Below are 16,043 nucleotides of genomic sequence, written 5' to 3' on the forward strand. Positions count from 1 at the left end.
ACCTTATCATCCTTGCGCTGGTGCCCATTGCATTACTCTCCGGCTGTCAGCCGAAGGAAACTGCCGTCCAGAAAGCCACTGAAGAAAAGGGCGCTACAAAAACGGAAGGTGCTGGTATCGAGCTCTCTGAATCGGCCAGGAAGAGCGCAGGGATTCGCACGGAACCGGCGACTCTCCAGTCTCTCCAAGCCACTCAGGACGTTCCAGGTGTGGTCGAGGTCGCGGCAAATCGGGCGATTAAGCTCACCCCAAGCGCACCGGGAAAGATCATCTCCCTCCTTGCAAAGCCCGGCGACAGCGTGTCAGTAGGCCAAGTGCTGGCGACGCTCGATAGCTTCGAGGTGGCACAAGCCCATGCCGCCGCAGAGCAAGCACAGGCCAATATCGCCCAAGCGAGCGCGGCTCTCCAGACCGCACAGGCCGAGGTGCGGCAAGCGGCAGCGGGAGTCAAGGTCGCCGATGCCGCTATCGACCAAGGTCAGGAGCGTGTCAAGGGCGCACGCCAAGCGCTCGCACGGCAGAAGGAGCTCGCAGCGGCGGGGGCGTTTGCACAGGCTCCCCTCCAAGCCGCTCAGAGCGAGCTGTCCGAAGCCCAGAGTGAGCTGCTCAAGAGCCAGACCGAGCTTCAGGGGCACCTCGTTGTCCTTCAGCGTGCCGAGCGGCTCTTTAAGGAAGATGTCGTCAGTCGGGCTGAGTTGGAGCAAGCACAGCTAGAGCACCGGCAAGACGAGGCCAATGTCGAGAAGGCAAAACGCCGGGTCGAGAACGCCCGCCTGACGCTAGAGCGCGAGCAAAAGATCGCCTCGGCGGGTCTGCTCAATGCCCGTGAGGTACAGACGGCGGAGGCAACCTTGCGCGATACAGAAGCCGATGTACGCAAGGCGCAGAGCGAGCGCAGCCAGAGCGTCGAGGTGCTACGAAAGGCGGAGCGGGGTGTCGCCGCAGCCCGCACGATGCTTGTGGGAGCACAAGCAGCCCTCCGAGCATCCCAAACCAATCTCTACTCCCTCGAAGGGCCAGATCATGCCCCCGGTCAGGGGGGACGGGTTGTGGTGAAAGCGCCTATTAGTGGGATCGTCGCCGAGCGGAGCGTCACGCAGGGGGAGACCATCGAGCGCACCACGGTGCTCTTTACCCTTCAGAATGAGAGTGTTGTGCAGGTCACCGCGCAGGTTCCCGAGGCGCAGATAAGCGCAGTGCGAATTGGCCAGCAGGCCAGCATCTTTGTCACTGCCTTCCCCAAGATGCGCTTCACTGGGACGGTGCAGAGCATCGGGAGCCAAGTGGACGACAAGACCCGCGCCCTGCCGGTCCGCCTTTTGGTGAGCAACCCGGAGGGCAAGCTCAAGACCCGTATGTTCGCCCGTGTCGCGCTCGGGCTGGGCAGCGCACGGAAGGTTCTTGCAGTGCCAGAGTCCGCACTCGTCGAACTGGAGGGCAAGCCCCATCTCTTTGTGGAGGAGAGCGGCAAGTTTGAGAAGCGAGAAATTGTACAGGGAGTAAAGTCGGGCGGGCTTGTCGAGGTCAAGAGCGGCCTCAAAGCTGGAGAGGCCGTCGTCGTGGAAGCGGCTTTTGTTCTCAAGAGCGAGAGCAAAAAAGATGAGCTGAAGGGAGAAGAGTAGCTATGTTAGAGCGCATCTTAAACTTCAGCCTCGCGCAACGCTTTCTGGTGATCCTTGCAGCGCTTGCTCTCGTTGGCTTTGGCGTTGTCAGCTGGCAGCAGCTCACGCTCGATGCCGTCCCCGACATCACGACCAATCAAGTGCAGATCAATACCAATACTGGTGGCATGGCTCCACCGGAGGTCGAGAAGCTCGTCACCTTCCCGGTCGAGACCGCAATGGGTGGGCTACCAGGAGTGCAGGGCGTTCGCTCTCTTTCCCAGTACGGCCTCTCGCAAGTGACCATCACCTTTAGCGACCACACCGACACTTACTTCGCACGCCAGCTCGTCACCGAGCGCCTGAACAGCGTCCGAGAACAGCTCCCTGCGGGCGTCGCTGCGCCAGAGCTTGCGCCGGTCTCGACAGGCCTGGGCGAGGTCTTCATGTTCAGCGTGGACAGCGACCGGCTCACTCCCATGGAGCTTCGCACCCTCTTTGACTGGCAGATAAAGCCCCAGCTCCGAACGGTTATCGGAGTGGCGGAGGTGAACGCGACCGGCGGCTATGAGAAGCAGTACGAAGTCCAGCCCGACCCGCAGCGCCTCCGTGCACGAGGGGTTTCTTTAGATGCACTCCTGGAGGCGCTGAAGAAGAACAACGCCAATGTCGGAGGGGGCTTTATCGAGCGCCAGGGCGAGCAACTTCTCGTCCGTAGCGTCGGAGCTGTCACGGGAATCGAGGACATCGAGAAGATCGTGGTGACGGCGGAGCGAGGGACGCCGATCTTCGTGCGCGATGTCGCAAAGGTGGGGCTGGGAACTCCTGCTCGCACCGGTCTCGCGACCCGCGATGGTAAGGAAACCGTGCTAGGAATCGTCATGATGCTCAAGGGAGCCAACGGGCGCACCGTGGCGAGCGCGGCGCGGGAGCGCCTGGCTACCATCCAGAAGCAGATGCCTGAGGGCGTGACGCTTACCCCCGTCTACGACCGCTCGCACTTGGTGAACCAGGCGGTCGGCACCGTCCAGAAAAGTCTTGTTGAGGGCGGTATCTTCGTCCTAGCGGTTCTTCTCTTGCTACTGGGCAATGTGCGAGGCGCGGTGATTGTTGCACTAGCGATTCCTCTCTCGATGCTCTTTGCCTTCATCAACATGAACCGCTTTGGCATCTCTGGGAACCTGATGAGCCTGGGGGCAATCGACTTCGGGCTTATCGTCGATGGCGCAGTGGTGATGGTCGAGCACGCGGTTGCGGAGCTTGCCCATGCACGGCAGAAGCTCGGTAGAACCCTCACCCGTGACGAGGTTCGCTTCGAGGTAGGGAAGGCATCGCGGGACGTAGCCCAGCCGGTGGCGTTCGCGGTGACGATCATTACGGTTGTCTACCTGCCCATCCTGGCGCTGGAAGGCACAGAGGGCAAGATGTTCCACCCGATGGCCTTCACGGTGATCTTCGCCCTCATCGGTGCCCTGATCCTCACCATGACGCTCGTTCCTGCCCTCTGTTCGCTCCTGCTCTCCAGGGATACGCGAGAAGGCAAGAACCCTGTCATGGGCTTCTTTGCCAAGGTCTACCAGCCCGCTCTGGAGGGCGCACTGCGCCTGCGCGGGCTCGTGGTCGGGCTAGCCATCGGCTTGGTGGCTCTTTCCCTGATCCTCTTTTCTCGGCTGGGCAGTGAGTTTGTTCCCCAGCTCGACGAGGGAGATGCCGTTGTCCAGCCCGTACGGCTTCGCACCGTAGGCGAGAAAGAGACCATCCGCCTTGTGACGGCCATGGAGAAGCGCCTGAAGGAGTTTCCTGAGGTCATCACGGTCTTCTCCCGCTCGGGGACGCCGGAGGTCGCCACCGACCCGATGCCCATGAGCCTGACCGATAGCATTATCGCACTTAAACCCAAAAGTGAGTGGCGCAAGGGGCTTACCAAGGAGAAGTTAATTGCGGAGATGGAAGAAGCCCTCAAGGACGTTCCCGGCCAGGGCTACGGCTTCACCCAGCCGATCCAGATGCGCTTCTCAGAACTGGTGGCGGGCGTGAAAGCAGATGTGGGCATCAAGGTCTTTGGTGAGGATCTCGACACGCTCAAGAAGAACGCCGATGCAATCGCGTCGGTTTTGGGTAAGGTTCCCGGTTCGGCAGATGTGAGTGTGGAGCAGGTAGACGATGTGCCCGTGCTCCAGCTAACGGTGGATCGGGAAGCCGCGGCGCGGGTCGGAGTGAGTGCCGCGGAGGTTCAGGAGTGGATCGGGTCGGCGTTTACCGGTGAGCCGCTGGGCCAGGTCATTGAGGGCGATAAGCGCTTCGATCTCGTGGTTCGCTTGCCCCAGTCGGTGCGCGGTGACCCAGAAGCGGTAAAAAACCTCCCCATTGTCACGCCGTCTGGTGGCACAGTAACCCTAGGAAGCCTGGCAAGCTTTGAAACGGTCGGCCAGCCCGCGCAGATCAGCCGGGAGAGCGGGCGGCGGCGTGTCGTGGTGCAGTGTAACGTCCGAGGCGCGGACCTAGGCAGCTTCGTGCAAGCGGCGCAAACAGCTATCGAGAAGCAAGTCAAGCTTCCCTCGGGCTACTACCTGGAGTGGGGCGGTCAGTTCGAGAACCTCCAGCGGGCACGCGCAAGGCTAACCGTGGTCGTCCCTCTCGCACTGTCTTTAATCTTCCTGCTGCTCTTTCTCTCGTTTGGGAGCCTGAAGCAAGCCGCCCTGATCTTCACCGGAGTGCCGCTTGCTGTTACCGGTGGTGTACTCGGCCTCGTCGTGCGGTCTATGCCGTTCTCGATCTCGGCAGGTATTGGCTTTATCGCACTCTCGGGTGTCGCTGTCCTGAATGGTGTCGTGCTGGTCAGTGCGATTAACCGCCTACGGAGAGAGGGGCTGGATATACCAGAGGCCGTGCGTGAAGGAGCCAGGAGTCGTCTGCGTCCGGTGCTGATGACCGCGCTGGTGGCGTCGCTGGGCTTCGTACCCATGGCGCTCAATATGGGAATCGGGGCGGAGGTGCAGCGCCCACTCGCTACCGTCGTTATCGGGGGAATTGCTTCCAGCACGCTCCTCACTCTCCTCGTCCTACCAGTGCTCTATATCCTCTTCGAGAAGCAGCAGAGCGTCGATGTCGAAGTGTCCCCCGAGAAAGGAGACGTACTGTGAAAGAGATAAAAGCGATCATCCAGCCCTTCCGGTTGGAGCAAGTCCTTGCAGCTCTACATGAAATAGAGGGCTTGCCAGGCGTGACAATCTCCGAGGCGCGAGCTGCGAGCGTCACCCGAGGACACTACGAGCAAGTCGTCAAGTCTAAGCTAGAGATCATTGCACCCGACGAACTGGTAGAGACAATCGTTACTGCAATCCAATCGAGCGCTCACACGGGCAACCCCGGTGATGGTGGTATCTTCGTCATTCCGATTGAGAGGGCGGTGCGCATTCGTACTGGTGATCAGATCTTATGAACCAGACCCGTTACTACATTTCTGCGATGGACTGCCCTACCGAGGAGCAGATCATTCGTAATGGCCTCAAAAGCCACCCGGCAGTCGAGCGGCTGGACTTCGACCTCATCAATCGGGTGCTCACGGTCACCAATATCGAAGGCAGCGACCCAGCCACCGTCGAGGCTGCGCTTACCAAACTTGGCATGCCTCCTCAGATCGCAGACAGCCACGAGAGCGTCCAGAAGGCGCAGGAAGAGACCAGTAAAGGCCACAAGCTCAAGTGGGTCTGGTTGGGACTCTCCGGGGCGCTGGCGGGCGGCGCGGAGCTGACAGCCTGGCTCACGGGCAACGAGAAAAGCGTTGTGGTTATCGGGATGGTGCTCGTCTCGCTAGCGCTTGGTGGACGCGATACGTTCCGTAAAGCCTTCACTTCCCTCAAGACCCTGACCCTCAATATTAACTTCCTCATGGCACTGGCGGTCGTCGGGGCGATGGTGGTTGGGCAGTGGCCGGAAGCCGCGATGGTGACGTTTCTCTTTGGCGTGGCCGAGCTGATCGAGTCCTACTCGCTGGAGAAAGCCCGTGGCGCGATCTCGGCGCTTATGCAGCTTGCTCCCGAGACTGCGAGCGTCTGGGACGTTCACGAGGGTGAGACTGAAGGCCACTGGCACGAGATGCCTGTTGGAGAGGTAGCTCTTAGTCAACGCATCCGGATTAAACCTGGTGAGCGTATTCCGTTGGATGGCAAGGTGATGGAGGGAGCCTCGGCGGTGAATCAGGCTCCCATCACCGGCGAGAGTCTTCCCGTCGAGAAGCAAGTAAACGATGCTGTCTTTGCGGGGACGATCAACGGGCGCGGGCTTCTGGTTATCGAGGTCACAGCGGTCAAGGGCAACACGACGCTGGATCGCATCGCCAAGGCCGTTCGGGACGCCCAAAGCGAGAAAGCCCCTACCCAGCGCTTCGTGGACAAGTTCGCCTGTATCTACACACCTGCTGTGGTCGTGCTGGCACTCCTGGTGGCAGTTGCTCCTCCGCTTTTTGGCTATGGGACATGGAGCGTGTGGCTCTATAAGGCGCTTGTCATGCTGGTTATCGCTTGTCCCTGCGCCCTCGTGATCTCCACTCCCGTCACGGTCGTTTCGGCGCTGGCAGCAGCAGCGCGTCAGGGAATCTTGGTCAAGGGCGGCGGCTACCTGGAAGCAGGCAAGAACCTGAAGGTCATCGCGCTCGACAAGACCGGAACGCTCACGACGGGCAGACCGGTGGTAACGGACGTGATTCCCCTAGGCGATGGCTCTCCAGAATACCTGCTGCACCTCGCGGCAAGCCTCGATGCAGGAAGCGAGCATCCCGTTGCCTCCGCTATCGTGGCCTCCTGCGCTCTGGGCCACGACTGCAAGCCGCTCCCCGTCATGGAGTTTGAGGCGCTGGTAGGCCGGGGCGTCACGGGAACGCTGGAAGGACGGCGCTACTACGTGGGTAACCATCGCTTGACCGAGGAAAACAAGGTCTGCGGCCCGCACGTTGAGGAGGTGATGGCGCGGTTGGAGTCGGAGGGAAAGACACCCGTGATCCTGACCGATGACACGCAGGCGCTCGCGGTTCTGGGAGTCGCGGACACGCTCAGGGAAACGAGTATTGCTGCGGTCAAGGAGCTTCACGCTCTTGGTATTCGCACCGTGATGCTCACGGGCGACAACCAGCGCACCGCCGAAGCGATAGCCAAGGAAGCAGGCGTGGACGATCCCAAGGGAGACCTGCTGCCAGAGCACAAGCTCACGGCCATCGAGTCGCTGCTGAAGGAGTTTGGGCCGGAGAGTATCGGGATGGTGGGCGATGGGATCAATGACGCGCCCGCACTGGCGAAAGCGTCGGTGGGCTTCGCGATGGGCGCTGCGGGCACGGATACGGCAATAGAGACCGCCGATGTTGCCCTGATGGAAGATGATCTAAGGAAGCTCCCGGCATTCGTGCGGCTCTCCCGAAAGACCGGGCAGGTACTCGTGCAGAACATCAGCTTGGCGCTCGGGATAAAGGTAGTGTTCTTCGCCCTGGCTCTAGCGGGGACAGCGACGCTCTGGATGGCAGTCTTCGCTGACATGGGTGCGAGCTTGCTCGTGGTGGCTAATGGCCTAAGGATGCTACGTCGCCCTACGAGGTAGACTCCAAATACGAGACCTTTGCGAGTTAGGTATTAGACAAGTAGACAAAAATACGCAAAAACGTTCGTTTTCATGGTACGTCAGATTTTCCAAGAGACGACTCACACTCCCACCGACAGGATCAGCAAAAAGTGTTCACGAAACTAGTATACTAAATCAAAGTACCAAGAGCCTCAAAAAAAGTGAGTATCGTGGTACAAATGACTTACCAGAACCCAAAGGACACTTCCGACCATGCTAATTGGCTACGCTCGCGTCTCGACCACCGACCAGAACCTCGATCTCCAGCTGGACGCGCTCAAGGCCGCGGGTTGCGAGAAAGTCTTCACGGACACGGCAAGCGGCGGAAAAGCCGAGCGCCCTGGTCTTACCGCCGCTCTGGAGCTCTGCCGCAAGAAAGACACACTCGTGGTCTGGAAGCTGGATCGGCTCGGGCGCTCCCTGCCGCACTTGGTCGAGACGGTGCGCGATCTGGAAAGCAAGGGCATAGGCTTCAAGAGCCTCCAGGAGAGCATCGACACCACGACCAGTGGCGGCAAGCTGATCTTTCATATTTTCGCATCTCTGGCCGAGTTTGAGCGTGACATTATCAAAGAGCGAACGAATGCGGGGCTAGCGGCAGCTCGTGCTCGTGGGCGCACTGGTGGCCGTCCCAAGGGGATCATGGACACCAATAAACAGAAGGCGGCACTGGCGCTCAAGAACGACACGAGCCGCTCTGTGGCTGAGATATGCAAGATTCTGGGGGTCTGTCGCAACACCTATTACAAGTACATTCGTACTGAGGAAGAAGTAGCTCAGAAAACAGAGGCTCGCAGTGGAAAGAGCATAGTTAAGCGTAAAGCGCCTGTGGGGAGGGCGGCGGCTGAGCTACCGCCAACTCCCAAGAAGGCTGCTTCATCAGAGAGCTATCACTGATCGATCTTATCGTAGTTAAGCACTGGGCTTAAATTCAGCCTTGATGGTTTTTTCCAAAGTGTTGCCTACGAATCGGCATGCTCCAGAAATGTTCAGCCTGCCTTTATGGTCTCTTGAGAAACTACCTGGCATAATAATTTTCTCTCCAAGCACCGTCCAGAACATTTCATAGTCATTTTCTTTTAGAAAGTGTAAAAGAGCTTCTCGTCGTATTAATAAAGTACTAGGTCCAGATTTTCTAATAGAAGGATCATATGCTACAAGTGTTTTATCCTGTGCGAAAAATTTACCTTCTTGACCACACCAAGAAAGTTGCATCCTGTCAGCGAGTCCTTTTGAGGGTAGAGTGATAGTATATCCCGAGGCAATAGAACAGTCGTAATCGTTTCCCTCAGCCGTGTATTCTATGGTGGTAATACTAACTTGACCAGGTGCACCGTGACTGACATCATGCCATTCTTGTATGCCATAGTACTCATTACTATGGTAAAGATACGCAGGTGACCAGTGAAATTCTCCAAGAAAGACATCGTGGAGTGATTTTACCTCTGGCATCCACCTCCCCATAAAATCTTGGTCGCAAGCCCACGTAAAAAAAGACTCAGCTTCATCCTTTTTTACCACATAGGCTCTTGTCATGTACCAAAGTTGACGACGGGCGACTTCATTTGGGTCTTCTTCAGGTGGAACAGGCTCCTGCCATTTTAGGAATGTATCCATCACAATCCACTGGGTTCCGTCATTTGGATCAACTACATTGATGAGTGCATCAACATCTGGCAGGTCACTACTTTTCTGGAGCCACTCTAAATCAGCTGAGGTTTTATCCCATGCATCGTACCGAACAGCAGCCCACCAAGGTAACTTATCCTGCTGCTCGGAACTTGAAGCCTTTGTTTCGGCAAGAAGACATGATGGATCAATGTCACGTCGGCTCATCTGCCATGGGCCGATATAATCGCTATCCTCATTCCCAAAGCGACGATGTATTTGAAGATTGTCGGCTGCGTAGGCAAGAAATTCATGCCAAGCAAGCCACTGATATTTTTTCCCAATCCTTTCAGGTTTATGAGAAGATCGATCTGATCGGCTTATATTGAGATAACCATCGAAATCAGCAAAAAGATCTGGTGTCCAGCCGAGGTCATATACCCGCTTTAAAACCCAGCGTTGCGCGTTTTTTAAATCAAAAAGATCTTCTTGCTCTTGTTGAGGCCAGAAAGGCATCGTACCAAGAGACTCATAGAGGCTCAATTTTTCTTTATCCAGCGAACTAAAAAACATAGACTTAGCCAAAGTGATTTCATCATCCTCAGTGATATATTCTTCGTCGCTTGCTTGCTTTTCCTGGTCTGATAACTGAGATACAGTATCGTTGTCTTCTGTGTCTATGTAGACAATCTCTATTTGTGCTCGTATTGTAGTTAGAATTGACTGGGATTGAACTTTTTCTAATTCGTGAAACAACTGTAGTTGTTCTTCCGTGAGAACTGCTTCAAAGGCAGATTTTCGCTCTTGCCAGGTTGGTATGCGTGGAGAACTCAACGATGAAGGGCTCCAAAAGAATGCATCAGAATTAGTACCAATGATGTATCGTGCAAAGTCTTCAAATCCCATCACTGAGTAATAGAGTGCTCTACTTGCTAGGCTTCTGGAAGATCGCACATCGCTTGATTGGTATTTATTGAGACTCTTTATTTCTTCTTCGGTGGGAAATGTCTCAGGCCAATTACTACAGTACGGCGGACGGATTTTTGATACATCTATTTCATCGATTTCTCCATCAAGGTGAATGCCAGTTTCCACAACACCCCGTGCATAATCTCGAATAAGCAGATGTGGTATCGGTTTTCCATCCGCAAATATCCACTGATAAACATTCTTCGTTAGAGATGCTACCTCTGGTGCATCTGTACTTCGTAGGACACAGCCGTACGCAACAGCATAAAGACGTTCCGTAATATAAAGATCATTCACATTATGGAAGCGCTCCATAAGCAAATTTAGTATATGGATTCGGTGAGTCAGTAAGGATACTAATGCTTTGGTTGCTCGATCTCTTACAAATCTGTTTGAAGATGTCAAGAACCAGGTAAGTGCTGTACTCGCAAGCAGTAATGCTTCATCACTAATATGGCTTTTGTCCTCTATTTCCCAAGACCATTCAATCAATCGGTCTACAACTCCATGTTCGCCATACTGATTGTGAAGAAAAATAGACCACAAAGCATCTCTTTCTGCGAGCGTAAAGCCATGTAAATACTCATGCAATTTGTTAGCATTATAGGGATGGTTTGGTGTGGCAGCTAAGGTAAGGAATGCATTGAACAGTTCACTTTGCCCTTCTTCTGATTCTAGAACATGTGTATTGATATATTCTAAAGTTGTTTCCGAGAAAGCGGTCAAAGAACGCCAAATTAGACTTTGAACAAAACTCGATCTTACGGACTCGTAACTTGCTATGCGGGGGACTATTTCGGCTAGCTCTTTGCCGGTCCGTTCTGGTAACTGGATAGAGAGTGCATCCAAAATTCCTTTATTTTGGTAGCTTGTGTATTCATTATCGAGTAGTTTGCCGAGTGGCGTTTCAGGATTAAATGCACTTCCTATTGATCTCTTACTATATCTGTTAATTGCGTCTGAAAAGCCTGGTATATAAGAAGCTAATTGTCTCAACAGGGACAGTCCTCTCTGAAACTTACGCCATTTATAAGGGATTAATATGTAGCGGTCGAGATAGTTTTTCACAATAAGATGGTCGGCAAATCGCTCGTAAGTGAGCCGGATTACCTCCGCATATTCGTACTCACCAGTTTTTTCATTTTTTCCAACGTATGTATAATCTTCTGCCAGAAGTCCTTCGGAGATGAGATGTCGAAAAAGAGATTGCTGATAGCCACCTGTTGTCTTCAAAACTTTTCCAACTACCTCTATAGCCGAATTTCTGGGAAGCATTTGGGTTCCTGCATCAGACATCGCTTCCGCAATATGATTTAGTGCCGTTTGCACGATATTTAGTTTCTCATCATAGTCTAGGAAATCCTCATTTGCAAGCTTTTTGTTTACTGTAGCAAGAAGGGTGTCAAACACTGCTGTAACACCGTGAAAACCTCTTGGTATTTCTGTTAAGCCACTACCCTTTAATCCTTTACAAAAGAGTTTCAAAAAAAGTGGATTTTGGAACTCAGGGTTCAGGAGGGGAATTGCAGGTCGAACAATTCCATAGGCATCAAAAAATGTTTTGGTCGCTTCGTATTCATGTTCTGCAAAACCTGTATGTTTCTCACGGATGATATTCTCTTCTGTAAGATGTGTTGGGACTATAACGGGCTCGTATGAGGTTCTAACACTAACAGCGACGCTAATCCATGGGTATTCTCGGGTGAGTGTGAGGAAACCTGGTAAGTGATTCTTCCAGATACGTCTTCCTTCTCCTTCGTTGAGGGCATCGATCAGCAGAAGTGCCTTCTCACCCGAGGCTTGCCCTGATGAATTAAGTGCACCTAAAAACTCTTCAGGCGAGCAGGTAAGTTTGAGCAACCCGAGCAACTGCGGCCATGGATCTCCATATGATAAGTGTTGCCCCAAAAGAAGTACCGTTGGTGCTCCACGGGCAATCCGGTGTTTAGAAATATCGCAAAAAAGATGTGTCTTTCCGGTACCTGCATCTCCAAGCAGAAGTAGAGCAGGTACATTAGCAAGTTGAGATTCTGTGCTTGCCGCTAGATGTATCAGCGTATAAAGTGATCTTCTAAGTTCGTCGGCGGAGTAACGCTCGCGTGCTAAATCTTCACGTTGCGTATTTGGCTCGATGGCTCGCCCTGGTTCAAATTTCTTCTTATCTACTATTCGCCTGAGAGCAGATTGGTACTGATATGCAGCAGCTTCTGCCTCAGTAGATAAATTTTCAATATCTTTAAATGGGATATGTGCAAGTTCACCGGGCTCAATTGCCTCAAGCAAACCTAGTAGGCGTGCCATAGGCGCACGGAGTGCTTCGTATTCAGTAGGTACGACTTCAGTAATATATATCCCCGTGGTATCTTGATAAGAACGGCGGATATTTCCATAGAGTGATTTCAGTCTGATAAAAAATGATTTTGTTCTTCCTAAGCCATCAAAAAGCTGAGTCACCGGTAGGTCGACATTCAATTCTGGAGTATATCGCTCGCCAGCATTTGCAATCGCTTCATTCAACCGCTTCTCGAACCATGAGATGCTAAGAACCTCTTGATTAAACCAAAATAAATAACGTCCCTTGTGCTGCTCACTGCTCAAGCGCAGGAAAATTTCGTGCTCTCCCCAATAATCAAAAGAAACGGTTTTTCCTTTGGCAGTAGCCCAGCCTTGCCATTCTGTAACCTTCTCGTTCCAACGATCCATAAACCATCGCTTTTGCTTGCCATTCTTATCAGTGATACGTGGGTCTGCGCGATCAATAGGAAGACAAACGATGTAGCGAGTTAAATTTGGATGCTTATCCAGTGCTGCTCTCACTGACTCATCAAGCTGATTCCATTGAGGAACGCCGGGGCTCTCAGTGAAAAACTTTGCCTGCCAAGCCACCTCCTCTCCAGAGGGGGATACCCAGTAGCACTCAATCCCCGCATCAGGAGTTCCTTTGCGGATAAAACGTGCGCTGCTTCCAAAGGGTGCTTCACATGCGGCGAGTTGACAGCAAATCTCCTCGAAAGCTGTTTGTTGTGACCCGTCCCAAGGACGAAGACTATTCCAGTTGATGCTCATAAATTTTTGTTCTAGGGTTTACAAAGAGTACTATAACTGGGCTTTCTATGCCCACTCCGCGGCGATCACTTCCGCCTGCTGGATCACGGTGTCGACCGCCTTCTCCTGCTTGTCGGGCGGGTAGCCGTACTTACGAAGAACCCGCTTCACCATCGCTCTTAGCTTAGCCCGAGCAGTCTCTTTCACCGTCCAGTCCACGCTCACGTTCTCACGAACCGACTTCACCAGGTCACGGGCTATGATCTTGAGAATGTCGTCACCCAGCACCTTTACAGCACTGTCGTTGACCTCCAGCGCGTCGTAGAAGGCCACTTCGTCCTCAGTAAGCCCCAGCTCCTCACCACGGCTCTTGGCCGCTCGCATCTCCTTGGCGAGGTCTATCAGCTCCTGGATCACCTGCGCCGTCTCAATGCCTCGGTTCTGGTACTTCCGGATTGCCGCCTCTAGCAGTTCGGAGAACTGCTTTGACTGAACCACGTTGCCCCGAGCTCGGCTCTTTATCTCGCCCTCCAGCAGCTTCCTGAGGGCCTCGACCGCCAGGTTCTTGTAGGGCAGCCCCTGCACCTCAGCCAGGAACTCGTCGGAGAGGATCGAGACATCGGGCTTCTGGAGACCTGCTGCCGAGAAGATGTCCACCACCTCGTCAGAGATCACGGAGCGCGACACGATCTGCCGCACTGCGTGGTTTATCTCCTCGCTAGTGGGCTTGGCTGTACCCTCGGCATCTTCGTCGGCTTTCTTCCAGAGAGCCGCTCGCACAGCTTGGAAGAAAGCCACGTCATCGCGCACCCGAATAGTGAAGTCATGGGCGACGGCCAGCGCGAAGGCACGGCTCACGGCCAGGGCGTTCTCCATGAAGCGCTCGCGCAGACCCGGCTCCTCATGGTCACGAGCTAGCAGGTGCTCCTGACCTTGGGGAAGTACAGAAAGGCGCTCGCTTGGTGTCCCCGTGGAGAACTTGCGCCAGTCGAAGCCGTGGAAGATGTCCGCGCAGACCTCTAGCTTTTCCATCAGGAGCGCCACCGCCTCGGCTTGGTCAAGAACCCCCTCGCCCTTACCACCGCTACGGGTGTACTCGGCCATGGCGCTTTTGAGCTCGTCGGCGATGCCGATGTAGTCCACGATCAGGCCGCCGGGCTTGTCTTTGAAAACACGGTTCACGCGGGCGATGGCCTGCATGAGGCTATGCCCCTTCATGGGTTTGTCTACGTAGAGGGTGTGCAGACACGGCGCGTCAAAGCCGGTGAGCCACATATCGCGCACGATCACGAGCTTGAGCGGGTCGCTAGGGTCTTTGAGCCGCTGGGCCAAGGCGTCGCGCTCGGCCTTGTTGCGGATATGTCCCTGCCAGTCGAGTGGGTCGGAGGCAGAGCCGGTCATCACGATCTTGATCGCGCCGGTCTTGTCATCGTCTGTATGCCACTCGGGGCGCAGCTTTACGATCTCGTCGTAAAGAGCCACGGCGATTCGGCGGCTCATGGCCACGATCATGCCCTTGCCCTCGATGGCCTCGCGCCGCTTCTCAAAGTGCGTCACTAGGTCTGCCGCAACCAGCTCCAGCCGCTTGGGTGTGCCCACCATTGCCTCCAGCTGTGCCCACTTGCGCTTGGCGGCTTCCTTCTGGGTGGCCTCTGCCTTTTCGGTGACTTCCTCGAAATCGGGGTCGATCTTGGGGCGCTCGGCTTCGCTCAGGGCGAGCTTGGCAAGCCGTCCTTCGTAGTAGATAGGTACGGTGGCTCCATCTTGGACGGCGCGCTGGATGTCGTAGACGGAGATGTACTCCCCAAAGATTCCCTTGGTTGAGCGGTCGGACTGCTCGATGGGCGTTCCGGTGAACCCGATAAAAGTTGCCTGAGGGAGCGCGTCGCGCAGGTGCCTTGCGAAGCCGTCGATGAAGTCGTACTGGCTGCGGTGGGCTTCGTCGGCGATAACCACGACATTGCGCCGGTCGGTGAGCAGTGGGAAGTCGGTGCCCTTCTCGTCTACGCTGAACTTCTGAATCGTGGTGAAGACGATCCCGCCCTGGGCGACCTTGAGCAGCCCCTGCAAGCTATCGCGGCTCTCAGCCTGGCCGGGTGTTTGGCGCAGAAGATCCGCACAGGAGGAGAACGTCCCGAAGAGCTGGTCGTCGAGGTCGTTTCGGTCGGTGAGCACCACGAGCGTGGGGTTCGCCATGGCGGGGTGCTGAGCTATCTTGGCGGCGAAGAAGGCCATGGTCAGGCTCTTGCCCGATCCTTGGGTGTGCCAGACAACGCCACCGCGCCTGTCTCCCCCCTGCCCTGATGCCTTCACCGTCTCGGCAACAGCAGTACGAACGGCGTGGAACTGGTGGTAGCCTGCGATCTTCTTGATGGTCTTCTCCCCGTCGCCCTCGTAGACGGTGAAGGAGTAGATGAGATCCAGCAGGCGCTCTTTTTCGAAAGCGCCCTTGAGCAGCACTTCTAGCTGGCTAAGGCTGGCTGGTGCCAGCTCCTCGCCCTCGATGGTGCGCCATGGCAAGAAGCGCTCCTTGTCCGAGGTGAGCGAGCCGATACGGGCGCTGGTGCCGTCTGAGATGACCAAGAGGCTGTTGGTGAGAAACAGGGAGGGAATCTGCAGCTTGTAGGTCTGGAGCTGGTCAAAGGCTTTCCAGATCGTGGCGTCCTGATCTGCTGGGTTCTTGAGCTCGATAACCGCGATAGGGAGTCCGTTGATAAAGAGCACTACGTCGGGGCGGCGCTCTTTCTTCTCCTTGACGGTGTACTGGTTGATAGCCAGAAACTCATTGGCTGCTGGATTCTCGAAGTCTACGACCTTGACTCGCGCACCGCGGATCGTGCCGTCCTTTTGGGAGTATTCCACTTCCACGCCGCTGACGAGCATCTTGTGGAAGACTCGGTTGTTGACAATGAGCGACTGGCTAACAGGGGCGAGGAGCTTCTTGCGGGCATCTACGAGCGCTGCGGGAGGGATTCCAGGGTTTAGCTCTCGGAGCTTGTCGTCAAGGCGGTCGGTGAGGACGACTTGTTGGTAGCTCTCGCGCTCCTGCGCCTCGCCGTCTGGGGCGATGTCGGGGCCGTGGAGTATGATGTAGCCCAGAGCATCGAGCCACTCTAAGGCAGCCTCTTCAACAACGGACTCAGTAAAGAATGCCAATTTGTGTGTGTCCTCAGTTCGAGCGAGCATACGCCCATTATTTCAAAAATGGGC

6 protein-coding genes and 1 pseudogene are annotated in these 16,043 nt (G+C 55.1%); 5 read left to right on the plus strand and 2 right to left on the minus strand.

Annotated elements, in window-relative coordinates; translation table 11 throughout:
* Positions 1 to 20 precede the first annotated feature (20 nt).
* The 5 genes and pseudogenes from HNQ39_RS28505 to HNQ39_RS30430 form a co-directional block, all read left to right on the plus strand.
* Entirely contained in the window at positions 21 to 1,622 is a 1,602-nt protein-coding gene (locus HNQ39_RS28505) for an efflux RND transporter periplasmic adaptor subunit (protein ID WP_184204008.1), read from the plus strand.
* 2 nt (positions 1,623 to 1,624) lie between these two features.
* A complete protein-coding gene (locus tag HNQ39_RS28510; RefSeq protein ID WP_184204009.1) occupies positions 1,625 to 4,744 on the plus strand; it encodes an efflux RND transporter permease subunit in 3,120 nt (1,039 codons plus the stop codon).
* The gene (locus HNQ39_RS28515) at positions 4,741 to 5,043 is read left to right on the plus strand and encodes a P-II family nitrogen regulator (RefSeq protein ID WP_184204010.1); all 303 of its coding nucleotides are present in this window, start codon (positions 4,741 to 4,743) and stop codon (positions 5,041 to 5,043) included. The genes HNQ39_RS28510 and HNQ39_RS28515 overlap by 4 nt, the downstream gene beginning before the upstream one ends.
* Positions 5,040 to 7,190 carry a heavy metal translocating P-type ATPase gene (locus tag HNQ39_RS28520; RefSeq protein ID WP_184204011.1) on the plus strand — a complete coding sequence of 717 codons (2,151 nt, stop codon included), beginning with the start codon at positions 5,040 to 5,042 and terminating at the stop codon, positions 7,188 to 7,190. The genes HNQ39_RS28515 and HNQ39_RS28520 overlap by 4 nt, the downstream gene beginning before the upstream one ends.
* A 234-nt stretch (positions 7,191 to 7,424) precedes the next feature.
* A pseudogene (locus HNQ39_RS30430) lies at positions 7,425 to 7,973 on the plus strand (recombinase family protein); the annotation flags it as partial.
* A gap of 150 nt (positions 7,974 to 8,123) precedes the next feature.
* On the opposite strand, the gene avs2 reads toward HNQ39_RS30430, so the two are convergent.
* Together avs2 and HNQ39_RS28535 are read right to left on the minus strand one after the other, a co-directional pair.
* The gene (avs2, locus tag HNQ39_RS28530) at positions 8,124 to 12,854 is read right to left on the minus strand and encodes an AVAST type 2 anti-phage system protein Avs2 (protein ID WP_184204013.1); all 4,731 of its coding nucleotides are present in this window, start codon (positions 12,852 to 12,854) and stop codon (positions 8,124 to 8,126) included.
* Positions 12,855 to 12,899: 45 nt separating this feature from the next.
* Entirely contained in the window at positions 12,900 to 16,019 is a 3,120-nt protein-coding gene (locus HNQ39_RS28535) for a type I restriction endonuclease subunit R (protein WP_184204014.1), read from the minus strand.
* Positions 16,020 to 16,043: the final 24 nt, after the last annotated feature.

It is taken from the genome of Armatimonas rosea (assembly GCF_014202505.1).
Lineage (GTDB): Bacteria > Armatimonadota > Armatimonadia > Armatimonadales > Armatimonadaceae > Armatimonas > Armatimonas rosea.

Bases quoted from the DNA above. Each gene is read 5' to 3' on its own strand.
- HNQ39_RS28510 (WP_184204009.1), top strand. From the start codon at position 1,625: ATGTTAGAGCGCATCTTAAACTTCAGCCTCGCGCAACGCTTTCTGGTG.
- HNQ39_RS28520 (WP_184204011.1), top strand. From the start codon at position 5,040: ATGAACCAGACCCGTTACTACATTTCTGCGATGGACTGCCCTACCGAG.
- avs2 (WP_184204013.1), bottom strand. From the start codon at position 12,854: ATGAGCATCAACTGGAATAGTCTTCGTCCTTGGGACGGGTCACAACAA.
- HNQ39_RS28535 (WP_184204014.1), bottom strand. From the start codon at position 16,019: ATGCTCGCTCGAACTGAGGACACACACAAATTGGCATTCTTTACTGAG.